This is a genomic window from Mesorhizobium sp. AR10 (assembly GCF_024746795.1).
In the GTDB taxonomy this organism is placed as follows: Bacteria; Pseudomonadota; Alphaproteobacteria; order Rhizobiales; family Rhizobiaceae; genus Mesorhizobium.
Window position 1 is genome coordinate 495,971 of sequence record NZ_CP080524.1, and the last position, 23,057, is coordinate 519,027.

The following is a 23,057-nucleotide window of genomic DNA, read 5'->3' on the forward strand; positions in this document are numbered from 1 at the left end:
CCTGCGCATATGGCAAGAATCTTCCTGAAGCTCGACGAACTGATCGACGGCGAAGCCTTGCGCCGCGAAATGACCGCGCTGACCGCGGCCACGGCAGGCGACGGTTCCGGGCAAGCGGCGCGCAGTGGCGTTCTCCAGCTTCTCAAGGGCCGGCTCGCCGCTGGGCGCACGATCGCTGAAGCCATGCTCAGGGATGATGGCAGCGGCAACGCCTGCGCCGCCCGGCTGTCACATGTCATGGACGAGATCATCCGTGCCCTCTACGATTTCGCGGCGACCCATGTCTATCGCGTGAAAAACCCGTCGACGGCCGAACGCATGGCCGTCGTCGCCGTTGGCGGCTATGGCCGCGGCACGCTCGCGCCGGGCTCCGACATCGACCTCCTGTTCCTGCTGCCCTACAAGCAGACGCCGTGGGGCGAGCAGATCGTCGAGTACATGCTCTACATACTGTGGGATCTGGGGCTGAAGGTCGGCCACGCCACCCGCAACATCGACGAATGCCTCAGGCTGTCGCGCACCGACATCACCATCCGCACCTCGATCCTGGAAGCGCGTTTCCTGTGGGGTGAGCAAAAACTCTATGACGAGCTTTTGCTGCGCTTCGACCACGAGGTGGTGCGCACCACGGGACCCGAATATGTGCAGGCCAAGCTTGCCGAACGCGACGAGCGCCACGCCAAGGCCGGCGAAAGCCGCTATCTCGTCGAACCCAACGTCAAGGACGGCAAGGGCGGCCTGCGCGACCTGCAGACGCTGTTCTGGATCGGCAAATACTTCTATCGGGTGCGCACCGGCGAGGAGCTGGTCGACAAGGGCGTGTTCACCGACGCCGAATACCGGGAATTCCAGAAGGCCGAGGATTTCCTGTGGGCGGTGCGCTGCCACATGCATTTCCTCACCGGCAAGCCTGAGGAACGGCTGCATTTCGACATTCAGCGCGAGATCGCCGAGCGGCTCGGCTACACCACCCATCCGGGCCTGTCGGCCGTCGAGCGCTTCATGAAGCACTACTTCCTCGTCGCCAAGGATGTCGGGGACCTGACCCGCATCTTCTGCGCCGCGCTCGAGGAGGAACAGGCCAAGCATGTGCCGGGCTTCAACCGCATCTTCCTCACCTTCTCGCGGCGCAAGCGCAAGCTTGCCGGCACGTCCGATTTCATTGTCGACAACCACCGCATCAACATCGCCGACGACCTGGTGTTCGAGCGCGATCCGGTCAATCTGCTGCGGCTGTTCTGGTTCGCCGACAAGCATGGGCTGGAATTCCATCCCGACGCGCTGAAGCTGCTGACCCGCTCGCTCGGACTTGTCGGCAAGTCGCTGCGGCGCGACGAGGAAGCCAACCGGCTGTTCCTCGACATATTGACCTCGGACCGCAACGCCGAGCTCAATCTCCGGCGCATGAACGAGGCGGGATTGCTGGGAAAGCTGATCCCGGATTTCGGCAAGATCGTCGCCATGATGCAGTTCTCGATGTACCACCACTATACGGTGGACGAGCACCTCATCCGCTGCATCGGCGTGCTGGCCGAGATCGAGCGCGGCGACGGCGAAAAGGTCCATCCGCTTTCGCACACGCTGATGCCGGGGCTGAAGAAGAGCCGCGAGGCGCTCTATGTCGCGGTACTTTTGCACGACATCGCCAAGGGGCGACTGGAGGACCATTCGGAAGCCGGCGCCAAGATCGCCCGGCGCATCTGCCCGCATATGGGGCTCTCGCCAGCCGACACCGAAACGGTCGCCTGGCTGGTCGAGAACCACCTCGTCATGTCGATGACGGCGCAGACCCGCGATCTCAACGACCGGAAGACGATCGAGGATTTCGCATCGGTCGTGCAGTCGGTCGAACGGCTGAAACTGCTGCTCATCCTCACCGTCTGCGACATCAGAGGCGTCGGGCCAGGCGTCTGGAACGGCTGGAAAGGCCAATTGCTGCGCACGCTGTATTACGAGACCGAGCTGCTGTTGACCGGCGGGTTTTCCGAAGTGTCGCGGGCGAAGCGGACAACGGCGGCGCGCGAGCGGTTGGCCGAGGCGCTGGCCGATTGGCCGGAGAAGGCGCGCACGCGCTATGTCGGCCTGCACTACGAGAACTATCTGCTGACGGTCGATCTCCCCGACCAGCTCCGCCATGCCGAATTCATCCGCGAGGCGGATGCGGCTGGCAACAAGCTCGCCACCATGGTCAAGACCCACCAGTTCGAAGCGGTGACCGAGATCACCGTGCTGGCGCAGGACCATCCACGCCTGCTCTCGGTCATTGCCGGCGCCTGTGCCGGGGCCGGCGGCAACATCGTCGACGCGCAGATCTTCACCACCGCCGATGGCCGCGCGCTGGACACCATCCTGATCTCGAGGGAGTTCGACCGCGACGAGGACGAGCGCCGCCGAGCCGAGCGTGTCGGCCGGCTGATCGAGGACGTACTGTCGGGCAAGAGCTGGCTGCCGGAGATGATCGAGAAGCGCACCAAGCCGCGGCGTGGCGCCAAGGTGTTCCGCATTCAGCCGCGTGCCGAAATCCGCAACACGCTGTCGAACCGGTTCTCGGTGATCGAGGTCGAGGGGCTGGACCGGCCCGGCCTGCTCTCCGAAATCACCGGAGCGCTGTCGGATCTCTCGCTCGACATCGCCTCGGCCCACATCACCACCTTCGGCGAAAAAGTCATCGACACCTTCTACGTCACCGACCTAACCGGCCAGAAGATCGACAGTCCGGCGCGCACGACCGCCATCCACAACAGGCTGATCGCAGCACTTGAAGGGATCACGCCCGAGCGCGGTGGCAAGGCCAAGGCGGCCGCCGAGTGAGCGTTACCATCACTTTGTCCCAATCCCACAGTCAGTCTCCAGACGCATGAGCCTTGTCAGAAAATTCGCGACGGTCGCTTCCGGCACGCTGATGAGCCGTGCGCTTGGCTTCGGCCGCGAGATGCTGATGGCGGCTGCTCTCGGCACCGGGCCGATCGCCGATGCCTTCAACGCCGCCTTCCAGTTTCCCAACACCTTTCGCCGGCTGTTCGCCGAAGGCGCCTTCAACGCCGCCTTCGTGCCGTTGTTTGCCAAGGAGATCGAGACCCACGGCACCGACGGTGCCAAGCGCTTTTCCGAAGAAGTGTTCGGCGTGCTGTTCACAGCGCTTCTGGCGCTGACCATTGTCATGGAACTGGCGATGCCGCTGATCGTCCGCTACCTGGTGGCGCCCGGCTTTGCCGACACGCCGGGGAAATTCGAGATGACGGTCTCGCTGGCGACCGTCATGTTCCCTTACCTGATCTGCATGTCGCTCGGCGCCATGATGGCCGGCATGCTGAATTCGCTGCGCCGCTATTTTGCCGCCGCCGTGGCGCCGGTGTTCCTCAACGTCATCCTCATCGGCGTGCTCGCCTATGCCTGGTACAAGGGGTCGGATGCCCAGACCGTCGGCTTCGGGCTGGCCTGGGGCGTGCTCGCCGCAGGGCTGGTGCAGCTGGCGATCGTCTGGGTGGCGGTGCGCCATGCCGGCATCTCGATCGGCTTTCGCCGGCCGAAGATGACGCCCAGCGTCAAGCGGCTGCTGATCCTGGCGCTGCCGGCGGCGATCACGGGCGGCATCACCCAGATCAATCAGCTGATCGGCACGGCGATCGCCTCGGCGCAGGACAGTGCTGTGTCGTCGCTCGCCTATGCCGACCGCATCTACCAGCTGCCGCTCGGCGTCGTCGGCGTTGCCGTCGCCATCGTGCTGCTGCCGGAACTGTCGCGGGCGCTGAAGTCAGGCAATCTGATCGAGGCGGCCAACCTGCAGAACCGCTCAGTCGAATTCACGCTGTTCCTGACCTTGCCGGCGGCGGCCGCGCTCTGGGTCATGTCGGAGCCGATCGTGCGGCTGGTCTATGAGCGCGGGGCCTTTGCGGCCAACGGCTCGACACCGACGGTGGCGGCGATCCTGGCGATCTTCGGCCTCGGCCTGCCGGCCTTCGTGCTGATCAAGGCGTTCACGCCTGGCTATTTTGCGCGTGAGGACACGCGCACGCCGATGATCTTCGCCGCCATCTCGGTGGCGGTGAACGTCACCACGGCGCTGACGCTGTTTCCGTCGATGGGTGCGCCGGGCATCGCCGTCGCCTCGGCCGTCGCCGGCTGGGTCAACGCGATGATGCTGCTGGCCGTGCTGATCCGGCGCGGCCATTGGGGCCGCGACGTGCCGTTGCTGAGGCGCATTCCGCGGCTGGTGCTGTCGGCCGCGGTGATGGGCGCCGCACTCTATTTTGCCGAGCACTGGTTCGCCGTCAGGCTCGGCCCCGGCTCGCCGCTGGTCATCAAGGCGGCGACGCTTCTGTCGCTGGTTGCCGGTGGGGCGGCGCTCTACTTCCTCACCGCCTTCGCCACCGGCGGCGCCGACTTCGGCATGATCCGTCGCAATGCCATGCGGGGAACGCCGAAGACGGCGCCACCGACGGAAAAGGCCGAGCTGGACGAATAGTTCTCAGAACCTGCCGCTAGCGCCGGTCTTGATCGGATCGCCGCTCTCGTCCATAAGCGCGCCGTCGCAAGACTTTCGCCGCGCGCGAAACGGCCCTCCACAAGCCATGAGGACAATCATGACCGCCTTCAAGCCACTCGTCTTTTCCGGCGTCCAGCCGACCGGCAATCTGCATCTCGGCAACTATCTCGGCGCCATCAAGAAATTCGTCGCCCTGCAGGCCACCTCCGACTGCATCTATTGCGTCGTCGACCTGCATTCGTTGACCGCGCAGCTCGTCTATGACGACCTCGCCGATCAGACGCGGTCGATCACCGCGGCGTTTCTCGCCTCCGGCATCGACCCCAAGAAGCACATCGTCTTCAACCAGTCTCGGGTCATGCAGCACGCCGAGCTTGCCTGGATCTTCAACTGCGTGGCGCGCATCGGCTGGATGAACCGCATGACGCAGTTCAAGGACAAGGCCGGCAAGGACCGCGAGAACGCCTCGCTGGGGTTGCTGGCCTATCCGAGCCTGATGGCGGCCGACATCCTCGTCTACCGCGCCACCCATGTGCCGGTCGGCGACGACCAGAAACAGCATCTGGAGCTGACTCGCGACATCGCGCAGAAGTTCAACAACGACTTTTCGGACCGCATCGCCGGTCTCGGCGTCGGCGTCGAGATGCAAATCGGCGAGGAGACGGTGAACGGCTATTTCCCGCTGACCGAGCCGATCATCGGCGGACCGGCGGCGCGCATCATGTCGTTGCGTGACGGTTCGAAGAAGATGTCGAAGTCGGACCCGTCGGACCTGTCGCGCATCAACCTGACCGACGATGCCGACACCATCTCGAAGAAGATCCGCAAGGCCAAGACCGACCCGGAAGCGTTGCCGAGCGAACTGGATGGCCTCGCCACCCGGCCCGAGGCGGAAAACCTCGTCGGCATCTATGCGGGTCTGGCCGAGATTTCGAAGGCCGACGTGCTGAAGGAATTCGGCGGCCAGCAATTTTCCGTGTTCAAGCCGGCGCTGGCCGACCTTGCCGTGGAAAAGCTGGCGCCGATCGCCGGTGAGATGCGGCGTATTTCCGACGACCGCGCCTATGTCGACGCCGTGTTGAAGGATGGCGGCGAACGGGCCGGTGTGTTGGCCGAGGCGACGATGAAGACGGTGCGCGACATCATCGGCCTGCTGCAGAGTTGATCCGCACCAACATTGCGACACCGGTCGGCCGCTTGCGGCCAGTCGGTGCGGGTGGCAGATTGCGGCCGAAACCATCGAGGTAGAATATGGTCTCCAAACGCCTCAGTCGCGAAGCCGGCCATCGCCGCAAGTTCCTGGCGATCATCGACGACACGCCGGAATGCGAGCGCGCCGTCGCCTACGCCTCGAAGCGGGCGCAGAGCACCAGCGGCGTGCTGGTGCTGCTCTATGTCATCGAACCGGACGATTTCCAGCACTGGCTGGGCGTCGAGAAGATCATGCGCGAGGAAGCCAACGCCACGGCGCGCGCCGCACTCGACAGCTATGCCAACAAGGTGCGCCAGAAGCTCGGCATCGAGCCGGAACTGGTGGTGCGCGAAGGCAAGCCGACCGAAGAAATTCACAAGCTCATCGAGGAAGATCAGGATATCGCCATCCTGGTGCTGGCGGCCGGCGCCGGCAAGGAGGGCCCCGGGCCGCTGGTTGGCGCGGTGGCCGGCAAGGGCGCTGCCTTCCCCATTCCGGTCACGGTCGTGCCGCAGAACCTGTCGGATGAGGAGATCGACAGCCTCGCCTGAGACCCGCCCGGGATTCGATTTCTCGCGGCAAGTCTGGGGCAAAACATTCCGCTTGCGGGCCGTTGCGGCGATGCGTTTCGCTTGAATGTCCCGCCGATTGAGCCTATTTAGAATTATTCCAAACTAGTTGCCCAATGTGGGCACGGAGACGGCCATGTTCATCCAGACCGAATCGACGCCAAACCCGGCAACCCTCAAGTTCCTGCCTGGCAAGGAAGTGCTTCTCGAAGGCACCGCCGATTTCCGCGATGCCGACAGCGCTGCCCTGGCTTCGCCGCTGGCCGGACGGCTGTTCGAGATCCCGGGCGTCACCGGCGTCTTCTTCGGCTATGATTTCATCACCGTGACCAAGGACGGCCCCGACTGGCAGCACCTGAAGCCGGCGATCCTCGGCGCCATCATGGAGCATTTCATGTCGGGCGCGCCTGTTATGGCCAAGGCTGGCCCCGCCGCCGAAACCAGCCAGACCGGCGAATTCTACGACAAGGCCGACGAGCAGCTCGTCATCACCATCAAGGAACTGCTCGACACGCGGGTGCGCCCGGCGGTGGCGCAGGACGGTGGCGACATCACCTTCCGCGGCTTCGAGAACGGCACCGTGTTCCTGCACATGAAGGGCGCCTGCGCCGGCTGCCCGTCGTCGACCGCGACGCTGAAGCACGGCATCCAGAACCTGCTTCGGCATTTTGTGCCGGAAGTGCAGCAGGTCGAACAGGTCTCGTAGAGACCGGCTCCAAAAACGCCATTCACCTTCGGACAAAAACAAAAAACCGGGCCAAAGTGCCCGGTTTTCTGTTTTGGGACGTCTGTGTTGCCTAGACGGTCCGCGCACGAAACTACAAAACGATGACCTTGGCGCCGACTTCGGTGCGGTCATAGAGGTCGATGATGTCCTGGTTCATCAGCCGGATGCAGCCCGACGACATCGCCTTGCCGATTGAGTTCCACTCCGGGCTGCCATGCAGGCGGTAGCCTGAATCGCCGCCCTTGTTGAACAGATACATGGCGCGCGCGCCGAGCGGGTTTTTCAACCCCGGCTCCATGCCGCTGGCAAACTTGGCGAGTTCCGGCTGGCGCTGGATCATCTGCCTCGGCGGCGTCCAGGTCGGCCATTCGCGCTTCAGCGCGATACGGGCGGTGCCGTGCCATTCAAAGCCTTCGCGGCCGACGCCGATGCCGTAGCGTATCGCCCGGCCGTCGCCCTCGACGAAGTACAGAAACTTGTTTTGCGTGTCGACGATGATGGTGCCCGGCTTTTCCCTGGTGTCGTAGTTCACCTCCTGCCGGTGATACTGCCTCGGGACCTTTTCAATCGGGATGCGCGGCAATTGATAGCCAGCGTCGTTAATCGCGCCATAATCGTTGGAGAACAGCCGCGAGCCGATGGTGCTGCAACCGGTGATCGCGGTCGACAACGCAAGAGCAGCGACAATTGCAAACGACTTCATGCGCATGAATAAGTCCGACGCCCCGCCTAAACGATCGCGGCACGACTCGGCCGCTTTTTCCTTAACCATTCATGCTGGCATTTGCTTTGCTTGCCAAGCGCGCGATGCCTATATGCGAGACCTTACCTGCTGGTAAGCACGCAACTATGGCATTTCGGCAACAGGCCTTTCGGGATTGTCGAGCAAATTCAATGGGGCTGTCCTGCCGAACCGCCCGAGACCGAGGAAGACGCCATGAATGTCGGTAATGCCGCAGAGCGTTCCGGCCTGCCGGCCAAGACCATCCGCTACTATGAGGAGATCGGCCTGATCGCGCCTGCGCGCGCCAGCAACGGCTACCGCGACTATTCAGGCGACGACATCCACCGGCTGGCTTTCCTGCGCCGCGCGCGCAATCTCGGCTTTTCAATCGAGGATTGCCGCCAGTTGATGGCGCTCTACCAGGATCGCAGCCGCGCCAGCCATGACGTGCGCGAGATCGCCGCCGCCCATGTCAGCGCGATCGAGGAGAAGGTGCGCGAATTGCAGTCGATGCGGGCGACCCTGCAGAAGCTGGTCCACGCCTGCCACGGCGACGACCGGCCGGACTGCCCGATTTTGGATGATATGGCGGGGGGTGCTTTGGCTGGCGACAAGGTGGCTTCGGCGGGGGCATGAAGGGCGTCTATCAGCATTGCGCCGAGCACCGTCGTAACCCGCGAACTTATGGCGGAAAATAGCCGATTGGTTAACTGGGCAACGACTCCCGCTATGGCCTCACTGGGTTCGGTGCGATAGCTTTTCTTCTCTGGCTGCGACCAGCTCTGGGACTGTAGTTTCACAAGATCACTGGCTCCGGAGATATGGTTATTTCCGTACAATCCGGTCCAGCAAGTCAGGCTCCACTGCCACTTGCCCGATGAATTCGCGCACCATCAGCATGGCAAATTCGCGCCACCGGTCTGTTGGAATTTGCTCCTCGATCACCGCTTTGCGGAACGCGCTTCGCAAAATTTCGCAATCGAATGTCGACACCTTTACCGAATAGTCTTCCGCCATCTGAAACCCCTTGCGCCGCTGACCCGCTGCCGGATGGCAGGGTAGCGACGTGCCGAAGGTTTGGATGGTCAATACAGAACACCATGAAATCACTGGCGATTATCGGCGTCAGTGGCGCTTCTCCGAAGGAGCGCACATGATGGGTTCAAACCGTGAACAAAATCTGGCATGGTGCAGCCATGCCGATCATTTCCCCGATTCCCCTCAACCCCCTCATCGACGGCCGCCAGTCGGAGCGCGCAATGCTGGTGCGGCGGGGCGTGCAGCGGCTGCTGAGGGAAATGGGGGCGCATGTACTGCCTGAACTGTCACTGGCGACCGGCCGCCGTGCCGACCTCGTCGCGCTCTCCCGCCAGGGCGATATCTGGATCATCGAGATCAAATCCTCGATCGAGGATTTCAGGGTCGACCGCAAATGGCCCGACTACCGGCTGCACTCCGACCGCTTCTTCTTCGCCACCCATCCCGGCGTGCCCGCGGAGATCTTTCCGCAGGAATGCGGTTTTATCCTTTCCGACGGCTACGGCGCCGAAATCATGCGCGATGCGCCCGAGCACCGCATGGCGGCGGCAACGCGCAAGGCGCTGATGCTGAGGATCGCGCGCGCCGGTGCTTCGCGGCTGTTGGCGGCGGAACTCGCCGGCGTCTCGGTGCCGGCGCTGGAAGGTGAGAGCGAGTAGGTTTCGGGCCGTCATATTCGCGATTATCGAATCCGCGTAACCTTTGGCCTTCGCGCCGCCCCTCATCTGCCTGCCGGCATCTTCTCCCCGTAAACGGGGAGAAGGGGGCTGGCCGCAAGCTCGGCGCTCTTTCCGCAACGTTGAAAATTGGCGAAATCTTCGCGGGAGCGTCCTTCTCCCCGTCCACTATATGGGGAGAAGATGCCGGCAGGCAGATGAGGGGCGGCGCCAAACGTCGACAGAACCGCGGCTTTCAATGACGCCGGCAGCCTCTACTCGCTCTCTTCCACCCCATCCACTGCCGGCGCCATGAGCAGCACGGCGGCACCGAGGATGGCGGCGAGGAAGGAACCGGCGAGGATGCCGACCTTGACCGCGTCCTGCAGCGCCACGTCATCGGCGAAGGCGAGCAGGCCTATGAACAGGCTCATGGTGAAGCCGATGCCGCACAAAAGCGAAATGCCGACCATGTGCAGCCAGCCGGTATTGACCGGCAGGTCGGCGAAGCCGAGCCGGATGGCCAGAGCCGAGGAGCCGAACACACCGACCAGCTTGCCGGCGACGAGGCCGGCGGCGACGCCGAGCGTCAACGGCTCGATCAAAGCCGCCGCACTCAGGCCGGCGAGCGACACGCCGGCATTGGCAAAGCCGAAGACCGGGATGACCACGAAGGGGACGATTTTGTGCAGGCCATGCTCGAGCCGATGCAGCGGCGAATGCTCCAAGTCGTGGCTGATGCCGGCGGAGCGTTCGAGCGGGATGGTCAGGGCCAGCGCCACGCCGGCGAGCGTGGCATGGACGCCCGATTTCAACACGAGCACCCAGAGAACGACGCCAAGCACGATGTAGGGCACCAGCGTCATCACCCGCATGCGGTTGAGCACGACGAGCACGGCGATGACCGCGAAAGCCGCGCCGAGATAGGCTGATGACAGGTCGCTGGTGTAGAAGATGGCGATGATGATGACGGCGCCGAGATCGTCGATGATGGCGAGCGCGGTCAGGAAGATCTTCAGCGATGCCGGCACGCGGCTGCCGAGCAGCGAAAGCACGCCGAGCGCAAAGGCGATGTCGGTGGCGGTCGGGATCGCCCAGCCGGAGAGTGCCGCTGAATTGTTGCGGTTTATGGCGACGTAAATCAGTGCCGGGACCACCATGCCGCCGGCAGCGGCAACGCCGGGCAGGACGCGCCGCGGCCAGGTGGAGAGCTGGCCGTCCAGCATCTCGCGCTTGATCTCCAGGCCGACCAGCAGGAAGAACACCGCCATCAGGCCGTCATTGATCCAGTGCGAGACGCTGAGCGGCCCCAGATAGGCGTGCAGGATAGAAAAATAGGTTTCGGCCAGCGGCGAATTGGCGACGATCAGGGCAAGGGCTGCGGCGACCATCAGGATGATGCCGCCGGCCGCCTCGCCATCGAGGAATTCGCGAAGGATGGAGACCGGCCGCCGCTTCTGGTCCTGCATATCGTCTCCGTCGCGCCGCCCGTCGGAATCACCTGACAGGATGATGCGCAAGCCCCGGCAGCGAGGCAAGCGCCAGTCGGGAGGCAGGCGTCAGCGCGGGGCGCGCTTGGCGAGAATCCGCTGCAGCGTGCGGCGATGCATGTTGAGCCGGCGCGCGGTTTCCGAGACGTTGCGGTCGCACATTTCGTAGACACGCTGGATGTGTTCCCAGCGCACGCGATCAGCCGACATCGGATTTTCGGGCGGTGCGGCGCGTTCGCCCGCCGTGCGGGTCAGTGCGGCAAAAATATCGTCGGCATCGGCCGGCTTCGACAGATAGTCGACTGCGCCGAGCTTCACCGCCGTCACCGCTGTGGCGATGTTGCCGTAGCCGGTGAGGATGATGGCGCGGGCGTCCTCGCGCTTCTCGCGGATGGCAGCGACGACATCGAGGCCGTTGCCGTCACCGAGCCGCATGTCGACCACCGCGTAGGCCGGCGGATTGGCGCGCGCCTTGGCAACCGCCTCCTCGACGCTCTCGGCCGTCTCGACCACGAAACCCCTGGTTTCCATGGCACGGGCAAGCCGCGTGAGGAACGGTTTGTCGTCGTCGACGATCAGCAGCGAGGTGTCCTCGCCCTCAACCATTGCGCCAATTGTCTCGTCAATTGTCATCGTGTCTAGAATTCCTGCTGCCTTAATTTTACGCAGATATCGTTCCGGAGCGCCATTGTCCAATTTACGCAGTATCAAACATGCTGGCCGCAGCCGATTCGGGATTGAGGAAGACGCTGCGCGGCCACGATATCTGCACGACGGCGCCCTCGCCCAGCCCGCTCGAATTGCGGAAATCAAGCGTAGCACCCGAGCGTTCGAGCAAGGTCTTGGCGATGAAAAGCCCGAGACCCAGCCCGCCTCCGGCTTCGGTGCCCTGGCGCGTCGACATATAGGGCTCGCCGATACGGTCGATGATTTCCGGAGGGAAGCCCGGCCCGTCGTCGATGATCGAGAAGGTGACGGCGGCCTCGTCCCAGTCCCAGCCCACGGTGACGGTCTTGCGGGCAAAGTCGATGGCGTTCTCGACCAGATTGCCGAGGCCGTAGATGACGCCGGGATTGCGTCGCCCCACCGGTTCGGAACCGATGCGCTCGCCCGGCCGAAGCCGGATCGAGATGCCGAAATCGCGATGCGGGGCCGTCACCTCCTCGACCAGCGAGGTCAGCGGCAGGCGGGAGAGATGCGCCTCGCCCTCTGAAGACAGGCTGGTGAGGCGCTTGAGGATTTCGCGGCAGCGCTCGCTCTGCGAGCGCAACAGCGTCACGTCCTCGCGGTATTTCGGGTCGTTGCCAAGCGCTTTCTCCATCTCCTTGGCGACAAGCGTGATGGTGGCAAGCGGCGTGCCCAGCTCATGCGCGGCGGCGGCGGCGAGGCCGTCGAGCGCCGACAGATGCTGCTCGCGCTGCAGCACCAGTTCGGTCGCGGCGAGCGCGTTGGCCAGCAGGCGCGCTTCCTCGGCAACGCGAAAGGCATAGATCGCGGTGAAGGCGATCGAGGAGAACACCGCCATCCAGATGCCAGCGAGATAGATGAACGGCATCTCCAGCGGCGCGCTCTCGTACCACGGCAGCGGCTGATGGAAGAAGACCAGCAAGGTCGCCGCCACCATCACCAGCGCGCCGAGGATGGCGGTCAGTCGCAGCGGCAGCGACGCCGCCGAGATAACCACGGGCACCGTCATCAGCACCGAAAACGGATTGGTGAGGCCGCCGGTCATGTAGAGCAGGCCGGCAAGCTGCAGGCTGTCGAAGGTCAGGATGCCGAACGCCGGAAGCGGGGTCAGCCGGTGCGCCGCCGGATAGCGGAAAGTCAGCAAAAGGTTCATCCAGGCCGAGCAGGCGATCAGTCCGAAGCACATGCTGACCGGCAGCGGGAATTTCAGCCCGTAGGCAACGACGAGAACCGCCAGACTCTGGCCGACGATGGCCAGCCAGCGCAGCCTGATCAGCGTGTTGAGGCGCAGCCGCTGGCTTTGCCGGAAGTCGGGCGTGTGCAAGATCTTGATCATGGCCAAGGATTATAGCCGGGAAACGACAAAGGCTAGGTACCCCGCGGTTTGGCGCGAGCGGTGGCGGTGGCGAGCAGCGGGTTTTCCGGCCAGACATGCCTGGGGTAGCGGCCGCGCATGTCGGCGCGCACATCGGCCCATGAGCCGCGCCAGAAGCCGGGCAGGTCACGCGTCGTCTGGATCGGACGATGCGCCGGCGAGAGCAGCTCGAGCGTCAGCGGCACGGTACCGTTGGCGATCGCGGGGTGCCGGTCTAGACCGAACAGCTCCTGCACACGAACCGCCAGCACCGGCCATTCGCCGTCATAGCGGATCGGCACATGGCTGCCCGACGGGGCGTCGAAATGGGTCGGTGCCAGCGCCTCGATCCTGCGCTGCAAGTCGTGCGGCACCAGTGCCATGAGTCCCGCCGAAAGCGTGCCGGGATCAATCGCGGAAAAGGATGCCTTGCCGGAGAGGAACGGCAGCAGCCAGTCGTCGAGGCGTTCGATGAGCGCTGCGTCGGAAACATCGGGCCAGGGCGCGCCGAGGCCGCGATGCAGCCAGCCGAGCCGTTGCCGCAGCGTCTCCGCGTCCTTGCCCCACTCGAGCAGCGACAGCCCGTGTTCGCGCAAGGCGTCGAGGATGGCGCGATCCGCATCGGCACCGGCCGGCGCCGGCAGCATGCGTTCGGACATCGCAATAGCGCCAAGGCGAACGGTTTCGCGCACGCGCACCGCACGCCTGTCGCGGTCGAAGCTCGCTTCGCGGCGAACCTCGATCTTTTCCGCGAGCGCAGCGCGAATGTCGGCTTCATCGATCACTGCAGCCGCAGTGATGCGGGCGTTCTGCGCCTTGCCCCGCAGGTCGGCGACAACGAGCCAGGGCTCGCCGGCCAGCGGATCGGCGGCGTCGAGCATGGCACCGGAGCCATTGGCCAGCACTAAACGGCCACGCTCACCGCGCGCCCTGGCGACGCGGTCGGGCCAGGCAAGGATGAGAAGGGAGCCGGCGGATGCAGGGTCATTGCTTTTCCCGCCGCCAGCCTGCTTCGCCAACCGTTCAGCGAGCTGACGCGCAGCGGTGGCGCGCGGCGATCTTTCTGATCGAAACCGCATCAGCCGCCGTTCAAGATCGGCGCCGTCGCCGCCAAGACCGCGTTCGGTGAGCAGAACGGCGAGCATGGCCGCCTCAAGGGCATGGCCGGCCTTCGCCGCCTCGGCCACCATATGGGCGAGCCGCACCGGCAGGGCCAGCTTGCGCATCGCGGCACCTTGCTCGGTCAGACGCCCTGCTCCGTCGATGGCGTCGAGCGCGCGAAGCAGGGCGACTGCCTCATTGAGCGCCGGCGCCGGCGGTGGATCGAGGAAGGCAAGGCTGGCCGGATCGGCGACGCCAAAGGCGGCGCAATCGAGCACCAGCCCGGAAAGGTCGGCCTCGAGGATTTCTGGCGGGGTGAAAGCGGGAAGTGCCGCCGTCTGCTCGGCCCGCCATAGCCGCACCGCGACGCCCGGCTGGGTGCGCCCGGCGCGGCCGGCGCGCTGGTCGGCGGAGGCTCTGCTAACGCGCACCGTCTCCAGCCGCGTCAGGCCGCTGGCCGGCTCATAACGCGGCAGCCGCGACAGGCCGGAATCGATGACGACGCGAACGCCATCGATGGTGATGGAGGTCTCGGCGATCGACGTCGCCAGCACCACCTTGCGGCGCCCGGACGGCGGCGGCTTGATCGCGGCATCCTGCGCCTTGCCGTCGAGCATGCCGTAGAGCTGCACGATGTCGGTGTCGGCACCGATGCGGCCCAGCAAGCGTTCGGCGGTGCGCTCGATCTCGCGCTGGCCTGGCAGGAAGGCGAGCACGCTGCCGCTTTCCTCGGCCAGTGCGGCACGGATCGCCTTGGCCATGGCGTCCTCGATGGGAACACCAGCCGGCCGTTCGTCGTAGCGGATGTCGACGGGGAAGGCGCGGCCCTGGCTCTCGATCACGGGTGCTGCGGAAAGCAACCGTGCGACGCGTGCTCCGTCGAGCGTCGCCGACATCACCAGCAGGCGCAGATCGGGCCTGAGCGCACCCTGCACATCGAGCGCCAGCGCCAGGCCGAAATCGCCGTCGAGCGAGCGCTCGTGGAACTCGTCGAAGAACACCGCCGAAACGCCAGGCAGTTCCGGATCGTCGAGGATCATGCGCGCCAGCACGCCCTCGGTGACGACGAGGATTTTCGTCCGTGCCGAGGTGCGGTTTTCCATGCGCATGGCATAGCCGACGGTGTCGCCGGGCTCCTCGCCGATGAGTTCGGCCATGCGGCGGGCGGCCGCGCGGGCAGCGAGCCGGCGCGGCTCGAGCAGAATGATCCTACCCGTGCCGAGCCATGCTGCGTCGAGCAGCGCCAGCGGTACCAGCGTCGTCTTGCCGGCGCCGGGCGGCGCTACCAGCACGACGCTGTTGCCACGGCCGAGCGCTTCGCTGAGCGCCGGCAGCACGGCGGAAACCGGAAGCTCCGGCAAGGGTTTTCTGGTCATCGTCCCACGGACGTATTCATCCCATCGCGGCACATCCGCAGTGTCCGCATATCAGCGGCAGCGGTTGCCGCGCAACCAATCGAATTGGCCGGCTCAAAGCCGGGTCCGCGAAAACGGATTCCAGCGCACCGTGCCGAGCCTCACCTCCTCGCGCACCATGGTCAGCAGGCCGGAGCCGCCGACGATGGCCAGGCCGACCAGCGACAGGGCATCGGGGTATTCCCGGAAGAACAGCGCGCCGAGAATCACCGCCCAGACGATCTGCGAATAATGCGTCGGCGCGACCCGGTTGGCGGGCGCGTATTTGACGGCCAGCAGCTGCAGCAGCTGCCCGCAAGAGGTGAACGCACCCGATATGACAAACCATACCAGCTGTCTGGCGTCCGGCAGCGTGAACGAGGTGGCGGCGGCGCCGATGCCGTTGAAGACCAGGCCGTAGCCGATCAGCACGCCAAGCATCGTCGTGCGCTTTTCCTGCTGAGCCAGCGAGCGCATCAGGATGACGCTGGCGGCGGCGAGAAAGGCGACGCCAAACGCAGCAAGGTGGCCGAGATGCAACTCGCGAAAGCCCGGCCGCACCACCAGCATGACGCCGGCAAAACCGGCGACCACCGCCAGCCATCGCCACGGGCCGACCTTCTCCTTGAGGATGACGGTGGAGAGAATGGTGACGCACAGCGGCGCCAGGAAGATCAGCGCATAGACCTCGGCCAGCGGGATGGTGGTGAAGGCGTAGACGCTGAGCACGCCGATGCGATGCCGGTCCAGGCGCGGGCCTGCACCGCCCAGGGCCGCTTGGTGCGCCAGAAATCGCGCCAGCGTTCGCCGTCCGGCCTGGTGAAGAGCAGGAAAAAGCCGGAAAACAGCGTCGAGAAGAAACCGATCTCGAACACCGTAAACTGCCCGCCCAGGCTTTTGACAACGGCGTCGTTGCACGAATAGCTTGCATAGGCGATGAGAGCGAGCAGGATACCGTTCGTCACGTTTTTCCATTTCCGGGGAGAGAGCAGAGTGAAGGTACTGGCGCTCGGTGCGCATCCCGACGACATCGAGATTTTCATGTTCGGTACGATGGCCGCCTATGCCGCGCAAGGCGCAGAACTGACTTTTGCCATAGCCACCGATGGTGCCAAAGGCGGCAAGGGCGATCCCGCATTGCTCGCCCGTGCGCGCCGCGAGGAGGCGACGGCAGCGGCCGGCCTGCTTGGCGTGATGCCGCACTTCCTCGACTTCCCGGACGGCGGGCTGGTCGTGGACGCCGCCCTCGTAGAGGCCGTGAAGGCGCTGATCGGCGAGGTGAAGCCCGATCTCGTCATCACCCATGCGCCGAACGACTATCACGGCGACCACCGCGCGCTGTCGGACGGCGTGCGCATCGCCGCGTCTTTCACCGTACCGGTGCTGCATGCCGACACGCTTGGCGGCACCGGTTTTTCACCAACGCACTATGTCGACATTTCCGGCCATGCCGACATCAAGGTGAAGGCGATACGGGCGCATCAATCGCAGGATCCCGAGCGCTTCGTCGACGCGGCGCGCACGCAGAACACCTTTCGCGCCGGCCAGTGCAATGGCGCGGCGGGCGCGCTCGCCGAAGCCTTCCGCTTCGAGCCGATGTTCCCTTTCGCCGACATTCGCGCCCTGCTGCCGCCTGCGCCGCCCATCCGGCCGGTGACGGTCAGTACGAAAACGGTCACATGAGCAGGCTGCCGGCACCTCGGGTGCTCTAACAACCAAGATTCTCGTCGAACTTTCTCTGCCAACTTGCGACCCGCGCGCGCCATGTTGCGGCGCAGCAACGAATTCGCTTGCGTTGTTTAGTAAAAATTGCATCACTAAACAAATTACTAAACATCTGCGGCGCTGGAACGTCGCCATGTTTGGGCCCCAGAGGAGGGGGTTGCGGGTTTCTTGAAACCGTCATCCGGACGCGTTTCGCAAATGGGAGGAAGGCATGAAATCGACATTGAAACTGGCGTTGGGACTGACCTCGGCCTTGCTTGCGTCGACAGCCGTCTCAAACGTCGCGCAGGCTGAAGATCTGACGCTTTGCTGGGCCGCCTGGGATCCGGCCAACGCGCTTGTGGAACTGTCCAAGGACTTTACCAAGGAGAGCGGCATCGGCATGAAATTCGAGTTCGTGCCGTGGACCGACTATGCCAATCGCTTCCTCAACGAACTGAATTCCAAGGGCAGGCTGTGCGACCTGATCATCGGCGACAGCCAGTGGATCGGCGGCTCGGCCGAGAACGGCCACTACGTCAAGCTGAACGACTTCTTCGACAAGGAGAAGATCAGCATGGACGACTTCGTGCCGGCGACGGTCGTCGGCTATTCGGAATGGCCAAAGAATTCGCCGAACTATTGGGCGCTGCCGGCCATGGGCGACGTTGTCGGCTGGACCTACCGCAAGGACTGGTTCTCCAAGCCGGAACTGCAGAAGGAATTCAAGGAGAAGTATGGCTGGGATCTCGCCGCTCCGACGACCTTCGACCAGTTGAAGCAGATCGCCGAGTTCTTCCAAAAGCGTGAGATCGACGGCAAGACGGTCTACGGCGCCTCGATCTATACCGAGCGCGGTTCAGAAGGCATCACCATGGGCGCGATGGATGTGCTCTACAGCTTCGGCTTCAAATATGAGAACCCGGACAAGCCCTACGAGATGGAAGGCTTCGTCAACTCCGAGAAATCGGTGAAGGGGCTGGAGTTCTACAAGGCGCTTTATGACTGCTGCACCCCTCCCGGCGCTTCGAACAGCTACATGGGCGAAGGCGTCGATGCCTTCAAATCCGGGCAGGTGGCGATGCACATGAACTTCGCGTTCACGTGGCCGGGCCTGCAGAAGGACGAGAATGTCGGCGGCGACAAGATCGGTTACTTCGCCAATCCCAAGGGTCCCGACGGCGACCAGTTCGCGCAGCTCGGCGGCCAGGGTATCTCGGTGGTCTCCTATTCCGACAAGCAGGAAGCGGCGCTCAAATACATCAAATGGTTCGCCAACAAGGACGTGCAGGCCAAGTGGTGGTCGCTCGGTGGCTTTTCCTGCCTCAACGCGGTTGTCAAGGACCCGGGCTTCCCGGCCAGCCAGCCTTATGCGCAGACCTTCCTCGACTCGATGGCCATCGTGAAGGACTTCTGGGCCGAGCCCAGCTATGCGCCGCTGCTGCAGGCGTCGCAGAAGCGCTTCCACGACTATGTCGTCGCCGGCCAGGGTTCGGCCAAGGATGCGCTTGACGGCCTGGTCAAGGACTGGACCGAGGTGTTCCAGGACGATGGCAAGATGTAACCGGGTGTAAGACGGCCCCTCCCGAGCCCACGACCGAGCGTCCCGTGCCGCCCTTGGCACGGGACGCAGTTCAGATAAATTCCACTGTCGAGACTTAAAGTGACCGAAGCAGGACTCACCATGCTCAATCGGACTGCGGACAGCGTTGCCCGGGCCACGCCCGAGCCGTTGGCGCGCAAAGTCCGAGGCATCAGCGACAAGGGCCTCGCCTGGCTGTTCATCTCGCCGACGATCCTTCTGCTTCTGGCCGTCAACATCTTCCCGCTGTTCTGGGCGATCTATCTTTCCTTCACCAACTATCGGGCCAATCGCCCCAATGAGGTGGTGAAGAATGTCGGCCTTGCCAACTACAAGCGCATCCTCGGCGACCAGGACGTCTGGATCGCCATGCAGACGACGGCGCATTTCGTGTTCTGGACCATCCTGCTGCAGACGCTGATCGGCTTCACGCTGGCCTGGCTGATCGACCGCAAATTCCGCGGCCACGCCTTCTGGACGACGATCATCCTGGTGCCGATGATGCTGTCGCCGGCGGTGGTCGGCAATTTCTGGCGCTTCCTCTACGAGCCGCAAATCGGCCTGTTCGCCTACGCCATCTCCTTCGTCTCAGGCATTCCGCCGACGAACATCCAGATGCTGTCCAATGTCTCGCTGGCGCCGTGGTCGATCATCATTGTCGATACCTGGATGTGGACGCCCTACGTGATGCTGATCTGTCTCGCCGGCCTGCGTTCGATCCCCGAATACATCTATGAGGCGGCCGAGGTCGACCGCGCCTCCAACTGGCGGCAATTCTGGTCGATCACGCTGCCGATGGCGCTGCCCTTCATCATGCTGGCGGTGCTGTTTCGCGGCATCGAGAACTTCAAGATGTTCGACATGGTCAATCTGCTCACCGGCGGCGGTCCGGGCTCGACCACCGAAGTCGCCTCGATCACGCTGAAGCGGCAGGCCTTCGAGAGCTGGCGGACGGGCTACTCCTCGGCCTTCGCCATCATCCTGTTCGTCGCGGTGTTCGGCCTTGCCAACATCTACGTCAAGGCGCTCAACAAGGTGAAGCAGAGATGAGCTTGACATCAGCCCATTCCGTCGTCGCCCCTTCGGCAAACGCGAAGCTTATCGCCGGCACGATCATCGTCGCCTATGCGCTGATCTCGATCGTGCCGCTGCTGTGGATCCTTGCCACCAGCTTCAAGACGCCCCCGGATTCGATCGCCTATCCGCCGAAGATCCTGTTCCAGCCAAGCATCGAGGGCTACTGCAACCTGTTCACGACCCGCACGAGGCAGACGCCGGAATACATCAACTCGCTTGGACCGGCGACCGGCTTCTGCGACGAGACGGTCCGCAAACGCAACATGGTGATCGCCGGCCCGTCGAACTTCCTGCCGCGCTTCGTCAATTCGCTGATCATCGCCTTCGGCTCGACCTTCTGCGCCGTCTTTCTCGGCACGCTGTCGGCCTATGGCTTCTCGCGCTTCAAGGTGCCGCTGGCCGACGACCTTCTGTTCTTCATCCTGTCGACGCGCTTCATGCCGCCGATCGCGGTCGCTATCCCCATCTACCTGATGTATCGCGAGCTTGGCCTGTCGGACACCGCACTCGGCATGATCCTGCTCTACACGGCGGTCAACGTATCGCTGGCGGTGTGGCTGCTGAAAGGCTTCATCGACGAGATCCCGCGCGAATATGAGGAAGCGGCGATGATCGACGGCTATACGCGGCTGCAGGCCTTCTGGCGCACGGTTTTGCCGCAGGCAACCACCGGCATTGCCGCGACCGCCATCTTCTGCCTGATCTTCGCCTGGAATGAATATGCCTTCGCAGCACTTTTGACCTCGGGTACGGCGCAGACCGCGCCGCCCTTCATCCCGACCATCATCGGCGAAGGCGGCCAGGACTGGCCGGCGGTGGCGGCGGGCACGACGATCTTCCTGGTGCCGATCCTGGTTTTCACCATCCTGCTGCGTAAGCAATTGCTGCGCGGCATCACCTTCGGCGCGGTGCGCAAATGAGCCTGACCCAACCTGCAAAACGCAGATCGCGCTGGCCGGCGAGGGCGCGGCGGGGGCTGATGGAAAACATCGCCACCGCAATTATCGCCATCGGCTTCCTGATGCTGTTCCAACCCTTCGCGCTTTCGCTCTACACCTATTCCTTCGTCACCATGCTCGCCGGCACGGTGATGTTTATCATCGTCTCGAAGTTTCCGGAGTAGACGATGGCCGAAATCCGCGTCCAGAACCTGAGAAAGGCCTTCGGCGATTTCGTCGCCGTGCAGAATTCCAGCTTCGTCGTCGAAGATGGCGAGTTCTTCGTCATGCTCGGGCCGTCGGGCTGCGGCAAGACGACGACCTTGCGCATGATCGCCGGGCTCGAGCTGCCGACAAGCGGCGAGATCCTGCTCGGCGGAGAAGACGTCACCATGCGCCGCGCCCGCGAGCGCGACATCGCCTTCGTCTTCCAGCTGTTCGCGCTCTATCCGCATATGAATGTGCGCAAGAACATCGGCTTCCCGCTGCTGGCGCAAGGCATGCCCAGTGCTGAAATCCGCGCCAGAGTGGAAGAGACGGCGAAACTGTTGCGCATCGATCACCTGCTCAACAAATCCGTCTCCGGCCTGGCCGGCGGCGACCGCCAGCGCGTGGCGCTCGGCCGCGCCATCGTGCGACGGCCAAAGTGCTTCCTGATGGACGAGCCACTCGGCACGCTCGACACCGAATTCCGCGACTTGATGGTCCACGAGCTGCGCGAGTTGCACAACCGCATCCACGCCACCACGGTCTATGTTACGCACGACCAGATGGAAGCGATGTCGATGGCCGACAAGATCGCGGTGATGAACCACGGCGTCATCGAACAGTTCGGCACGCCGCGTGAGATCTATGACCGGCCGGCGACCATGTTCGTCGCCGATTTCATCGGCTCACCGCCGATGAACTTTTTGGGATTCGGCGGCGGGTTGGCGAAGGGCGCCAGGGAGATCGTGGTGCAAGGCGCCAAGGTGGCGGTGCCGGAGGTGCGCGAGGACATCGCGCCGGCCGACATGGCGCTTGGCATCAGGCCGGAACACATCCGCTTCGACGACGCCTCAAAGCTGCGCGGCGCCATCTACGGCACCGAATATCTCGGCACCACGCAGATCGTCGCGGTGGAGACATCCGACGGCATCATCAAGGCGCGAGTCCCGGCCGAAATCCGGCTCGCGGCAGGCGACCATGTCGGTCTTTCGCTGAACAGCACGCGGCTGTCGCTGTTTGACAAGGGGTCCGGCCGCGCGGTGCGAACGGCGATCCATGACTCAGCCTCCCAGGGGAGAGCGCGGCATGGCTGACGTACACATCAAGAACGTGAGCAAAAGCTTCGGCGAGCAGGTCGCCGTGGATAATCTCGACCTGCATATCGCCGACGGCGAATTCGTCGTGCTGCTCGGGCCGACCGGGGCCGGCAAGACGTCGACGCTGCGGCTGATCGCCGGACTGGAACGGCCGGACAGTGGCACGATCCATATAGGCGGCCACGATGCCACGACGCTGTCGCCGGCCGAGCGCGACACTGCCTTCGTCTTCCAGCAATATTCGCTCTATCCGCATCTGTCGGTGTTCGACAACCTTGCCTTTCCGCTGCGCTCGCCGGCGCGGCGGCTGAGCGAGGACGCGGTGCGCCGCCGCGTCGAGGAGGTGGCCAGGATGGTGCGCATCCATCACAAGCTCTCCAACCGCTCGACCAAACTTTCCGGCGGTGAGATGCAGCGCGTCGCCATCGGCCGCGCGCTGGTGCGCAAGCCCGCGATCTACCTGATGGACGAGCCGCTGTCGTCGCTCGATGCCAAGCTGCGCGCCGATCTCAGGCTTGAGCTGAAGCGCATCCAGACGGAGCTCGGCGCCACCATGCTCTATGTCACGCACGACCAGATCGAGGCGATGACCATGGCCGACCGGATCGGCATCCTTGCCGACGGGGTGCTGGTGCAGATCGGCACGCCGCGAACGATCTATTCGGAGCCGGCAAACCTTCACGTCGCCGCCAGGCTCGGCCAGCCGGCGATCAATCTGTTGCCGACCGGCTTGCTGCCCGACGGCGACATGCCGGCGGGAACGAAAACCATCGGCGCACGCACCGAACATCTGTCGATCGACAAGGCGTCGAACGGCCATGCCGACGGCGTTGTCGACTGGGTCGAGCATCTGGGCGACCAGAACCACCTTCATGTCACGGTGGGAACCAGGAAACTGGTGACGCTGACCGACCCCGACACGGCACTGGAAAAGGGCGACAAGCTGACGATCCGCTACCGCTCGCCGCTGTATTTCGGCGCGGATGGACGACGGCTGATGTGAACGGTTTGCGGATTCTGGTTGACGATCGCAG

Annotated in this window: 20 protein-coding genes and 1 pseudogene; 14 read left to right on the top strand and 7 right to left on the bottom strand. The window is 64.0% G+C overall.

Annotated features, from left to right (window positions below; translation table 11 throughout):
* The first annotated feature begins 9 nt into the window (after nt 1-9).
* The 5 genes from LHFGNBLO_RS05780 (at nt 10) to LHFGNBLO_RS05800 (ending at nt 6,953) form a co-directional block, all read left to right on the top strand.
* Nucleotides 10-2,811, top strand: a complete 2,802-nt coding sequence (locus tag LHFGNBLO_RS05780; protein WP_258605084.1) for a [protein-PII] uridylyltransferase — start codon at nt 10-12, stop codon at nt 2,809-2,811.
* 46 nt (nt 2,812-2,857) lie between these two features.
* The gene (gene murJ / locus LHFGNBLO_RS05785; protein ID WP_258605086.1) at nt 2,858-4,465 is read left to right on the top strand and encodes a murein biosynthesis integral membrane protein MurJ; all 1,608 of its coding nucleotides are present in this window, start codon (nt 2,858-2,860) and stop codon (nt 4,463-4,465) included.
* A gap of 118 nt (nt 4,466-4,583) precedes the next feature.
* The gene (gene trpS / locus LHFGNBLO_RS05790) at nt 4,584-5,651 is read left to right on the top strand and encodes a tryptophan--tRNA ligase (protein WP_258605088.1); all 1,068 of its coding nucleotides are present in this window, start codon (nt 4,584-4,586) and stop codon (nt 5,649-5,651) included.
* An 86-nt stretch (nt 5,652-5,737) separates the two neighbouring features.
* Nucleotides 5,738-6,229: a universal stress protein gene (locus LHFGNBLO_RS05795; RefSeq protein WP_008872431.1), complete on the top strand. Its 492-nt coding sequence runs from the start codon at nt 5,738-5,740 to the stop codon at nt 6,227-6,229.
* A 154-nt stretch (nt 6,230-6,383) separates the two neighbouring features.
* Nucleotides 6,384-6,953 (top strand): NifU family protein, encoded by a 570-nt coding sequence (locus LHFGNBLO_RS05800; RefSeq protein ID WP_258605089.1) that lies wholly within the window; start codon nt 6,384-6,386, stop codon nt 6,951-6,953.
* A 112-nt stretch (nt 6,954-7,065) separates the two neighbouring features.
* Here the strand turns inward: LHFGNBLO_RS05800 and LHFGNBLO_RS05805 are convergent, their stop codons facing one another.
* Nucleotides 7,066-7,683: a L,D-transpeptidase gene (locus tag LHFGNBLO_RS05805; RefSeq protein ID WP_258605091.1), complete on the bottom strand. Its 618-nt coding sequence runs from the start codon at nt 7,681-7,683 to the stop codon at nt 7,066-7,068.
* Nucleotides 7,684-7,911: 228 nt separating this feature from the next.
* On the opposite strand from LHFGNBLO_RS05805, the gene cueR reads away from it, so the two are divergent.
* A complete protein-coding gene (gene cueR, locus LHFGNBLO_RS05810) occupies nt 7,912-8,334 on the top strand; it encodes a Cu(I)-responsive transcriptional regulator (RefSeq protein ID WP_258605093.1) in 423 nt (140 codons plus the stop codon).
* Nucleotides 8,335-8,523: 189 nt separating this feature from the next.
* Here the strand turns inward: cueR and LHFGNBLO_RS05815 are convergent, their stop codons facing one another.
* The gene (locus LHFGNBLO_RS05815) at nt 8,524-8,787 is read right to left on the bottom strand and encodes a hypothetical protein (protein WP_258605094.1); all 264 of its coding nucleotides are present in this window, start codon (nt 8,785-8,787) and stop codon (nt 8,524-8,526) included.
* A 107-nt stretch (nt 8,788-8,894) separates the two neighbouring features.
* Here LHFGNBLO_RS05815 and LHFGNBLO_RS05820 point away from each other — a divergent pair, with 107 nt between their 5' ends.
* A complete protein-coding gene (locus tag LHFGNBLO_RS05820; protein ID WP_258605095.1) occupies nt 8,895-9,395 on the top strand; it encodes an MmcB family DNA repair protein in 501 nt (166 codons plus the stop codon).
* Nucleotides 9,396-9,667: 272 nt separating this feature from the next.
* On the opposite strand, the gene nhaA is transcribed toward LHFGNBLO_RS05820, so the two are convergent.
* The 5 genes and pseudogenes from nhaA to LHFGNBLO_RS05845 form a co-directional block, all read right to left on the bottom strand.
* Nucleotides 9,668-10,861 (bottom strand): Na+/H+ antiporter NhaA, encoded by a 1,194-nt coding sequence (nhaA, locus tag LHFGNBLO_RS05825; RefSeq protein WP_258605097.1) that lies wholly within the window; start codon nt 10,859-10,861, stop codon nt 9,668-9,670.
* Between the two features lie 90 nt (nt 10,862-10,951).
* Complete coding sequence (locus LHFGNBLO_RS05830; protein WP_258605099.1) at nt 10,952-11,515, bottom strand: ActR/PrrA/RegA family redox response regulator transcription factor; 564 nt, start codon at nt 11,513-11,515, stop codon at nt 10,952-10,954.
* A gap of 64 nt (nt 11,516-11,579) precedes the next feature.
* Nucleotides 11,580-12,905 (bottom strand): ActS/PrrB/RegB family redox-sensitive histidine kinase, encoded by a 1,326-nt coding sequence (locus tag LHFGNBLO_RS05835; RefSeq protein WP_258605101.1) that lies wholly within the window; start codon nt 12,903-12,905, stop codon nt 11,580-11,582.
* A gap of 32 nt (nt 12,906-12,937) precedes the next feature.
* Entirely contained in the window at nt 12,938-15,400 is a 2,463-nt protein-coding gene (hrpB, locus tag LHFGNBLO_RS05840) for an ATP-dependent helicase HrpB (RefSeq protein ID WP_258605103.1), read from the bottom strand.
* Nucleotides 15,401-15,493: 93 nt separating this feature from the next.
* A pseudogene (locus LHFGNBLO_RS05845) lies at nt 15,494-16,383 on the bottom strand (DMT family transporter).
* 28 nt (nt 16,384-16,411) lie between these two features.
* Here LHFGNBLO_RS05845 and LHFGNBLO_RS05855 point away from each other — a divergent pair.
* From LHFGNBLO_RS05855 to LHFGNBLO_RS05885, 7 genes are all read left to right on the top strand, one after another.
* Nucleotides 16,412-17,101, top strand: coding sequence for a PIG-L deacetylase family protein (locus LHFGNBLO_RS05855; RefSeq protein WP_258605107.1), 690 nt, complete (start codon nt 16,412-16,414; stop codon nt 17,099-17,101).
* Nucleotides 17,102-17,354: 253 nt separating this feature from the next.
* Nucleotides 17,355-18,686 (top strand): ABC transporter substrate-binding protein, encoded by a 1,332-nt coding sequence (locus LHFGNBLO_RS05860; RefSeq protein ID WP_258605108.1) that lies wholly within the window; start codon nt 17,355-17,357, stop codon nt 18,684-18,686.
* A 120-nt stretch (nt 18,687-18,806) separates the two neighbouring features.
* The gene (locus LHFGNBLO_RS05865) at nt 18,807-19,754 is read left to right on the top strand and encodes a carbohydrate ABC transporter permease (RefSeq protein ID WP_258609602.1); all 948 of its coding nucleotides are present in this window, start codon (nt 18,807-18,809) and stop codon (nt 19,752-19,754) included.
* Nucleotides 19,751-20,701: a carbohydrate ABC transporter permease gene (locus LHFGNBLO_RS05870; RefSeq protein ID WP_258605109.1), complete on the top strand. Its 951-nt coding sequence runs from the start codon at nt 19,751-19,753 to the stop codon at nt 20,699-20,701. Before LHFGNBLO_RS05865 ends, LHFGNBLO_RS05870 begins: the two co-directional genes overlap by 4 nt.
* Nucleotides 20,698-20,904, top strand: a complete 207-nt coding sequence (locus LHFGNBLO_RS05875; protein WP_258605111.1) for a hypothetical protein — start codon at nt 20,698-20,700, stop codon at nt 20,902-20,904. Before LHFGNBLO_RS05870 ends, LHFGNBLO_RS05875 begins: the two co-directional genes overlap by 4 nt.
* A 3-nt stretch (nt 20,905-20,907) precedes the next feature.
* On the top strand, nt 20,908-22,020 hold the full coding sequence (locus LHFGNBLO_RS05880) for an ABC transporter ATP-binding protein (RefSeq protein WP_258605113.1): 1,113 nt from the start codon (nt 20,908-20,910) through the stop codon (nt 22,018-22,020).
* Entirely contained in the window at nt 22,013-23,026 is a 1,014-nt protein-coding gene (locus LHFGNBLO_RS05885) for an ABC transporter ATP-binding protein (protein WP_258605114.1), read from the top strand. Before LHFGNBLO_RS05880 ends, LHFGNBLO_RS05885 begins: the two co-directional genes overlap by 8 nt.
* Nucleotides 23,027-23,057: the final 31 nt, after the last annotated feature.

Excerpts from the sequence above, each read along its gene's own strand:
- LHFGNBLO_RS05780 (WP_258605084.1), top strand. The coding sequence starts at position 10 with ATGGCAAGAATCTTCCTGAAGCTCGACGAACTGATCGACGGCGAAGCC.
- murJ (WP_258605086.1), top strand. The coding sequence starts at position 2,858 with ATGAGCCTTGTCAGAAAATTCGCGACGGTCGCTTCCGGCACGCTGATG.
- trpS (WP_258605088.1), top strand. The coding sequence starts at position 4,584 with ATGACCGCCTTCAAGCCACTCGTCTTTTCCGGCGTCCAGCCGACCGGC.
- LHFGNBLO_RS05795 (WP_008872431.1), top strand. The coding sequence starts at position 5,738 with ATGGTCTCCAAACGCCTCAGTCGCGAAGCCGGCCATCGCCGCAAGTTC.
- LHFGNBLO_RS05800 (WP_258605089.1), top strand. The coding sequence starts at position 6,384 with ATGTTCATCCAGACCGAATCGACGCCAAACCCGGCAACCCTCAAGTTC.
- LHFGNBLO_RS05805 (WP_258605091.1), bottom strand. The coding sequence starts at position 7,683 with ATGCGCATGAAGTCGTTTGCAATTGTCGCTGCTCTTGCGTTGTCGACC.
- cueR (WP_258605093.1), top strand. The coding sequence starts at position 7,912 with ATGAATGTCGGTAATGCCGCAGAGCGTTCCGGCCTGCCGGCCAAGACC.
- LHFGNBLO_RS05820 (WP_258605095.1), top strand. The coding sequence starts at position 8,895 with ATGCCGATCATTTCCCCGATTCCCCTCAACCCCCTCATCGACGGCCGC.
- nhaA (WP_258605097.1), bottom strand. The coding sequence starts at position 10,861 with ATGCAGGACCAGAAGCGGCGGCCGGTCTCCATCCTTCGCGAATTCCTC.
- LHFGNBLO_RS05830 (WP_258605099.1), bottom strand. The coding sequence starts at position 11,515 with ATGACAATTGACGAGACAATTGGCGCAATGGTTGAGGGCGAGGACACC.
- LHFGNBLO_RS05835 (WP_258605101.1), bottom strand. The coding sequence starts at position 12,905 with ATGATCAAGATCTTGCACACGCCCGACTTCCGGCAAAGCCAGCGGCTG.
- hrpB (WP_258605103.1), bottom strand. The coding sequence starts at position 15,400 with ATGACCAGAAAACCCTTGCCGGAGCTTCCGGTTTCCGCCGTGCTGCCG.
- LHFGNBLO_RS05860 (WP_258605108.1), top strand. The coding sequence starts at position 17,355 with ATGAAATCGACATTGAAACTGGCGTTGGGACTGACCTCGGCCTTGCTT.
- LHFGNBLO_RS05865 (WP_258609602.1), top strand. The coding sequence starts at position 18,807 with ATGCTCAATCGGACTGCGGACAGCGTTGCCCGGGCCACGCCCGAGCCG.
- LHFGNBLO_RS05870 (WP_258605109.1), top strand. The coding sequence starts at position 19,751 with ATGAGCTTGACATCAGCCCATTCCGTCGTCGCCCCTTCGGCAAACGCG.
- LHFGNBLO_RS05875 (WP_258605111.1), top strand. The coding sequence starts at position 20,698 with ATGAGCCTGACCCAACCTGCAAAACGCAGATCGCGCTGGCCGGCGAGG.
- LHFGNBLO_RS05880 (WP_258605113.1), top strand. The coding sequence starts at position 20,908 with ATGGCCGAAATCCGCGTCCAGAACCTGAGAAAGGCCTTCGGCGATTTC.
- LHFGNBLO_RS05885 (WP_258605114.1), top strand. The coding sequence starts at position 22,013 with ATGGCTGACGTACACATCAAGAACGTGAGCAAAAGCTTCGGCGAGCAG.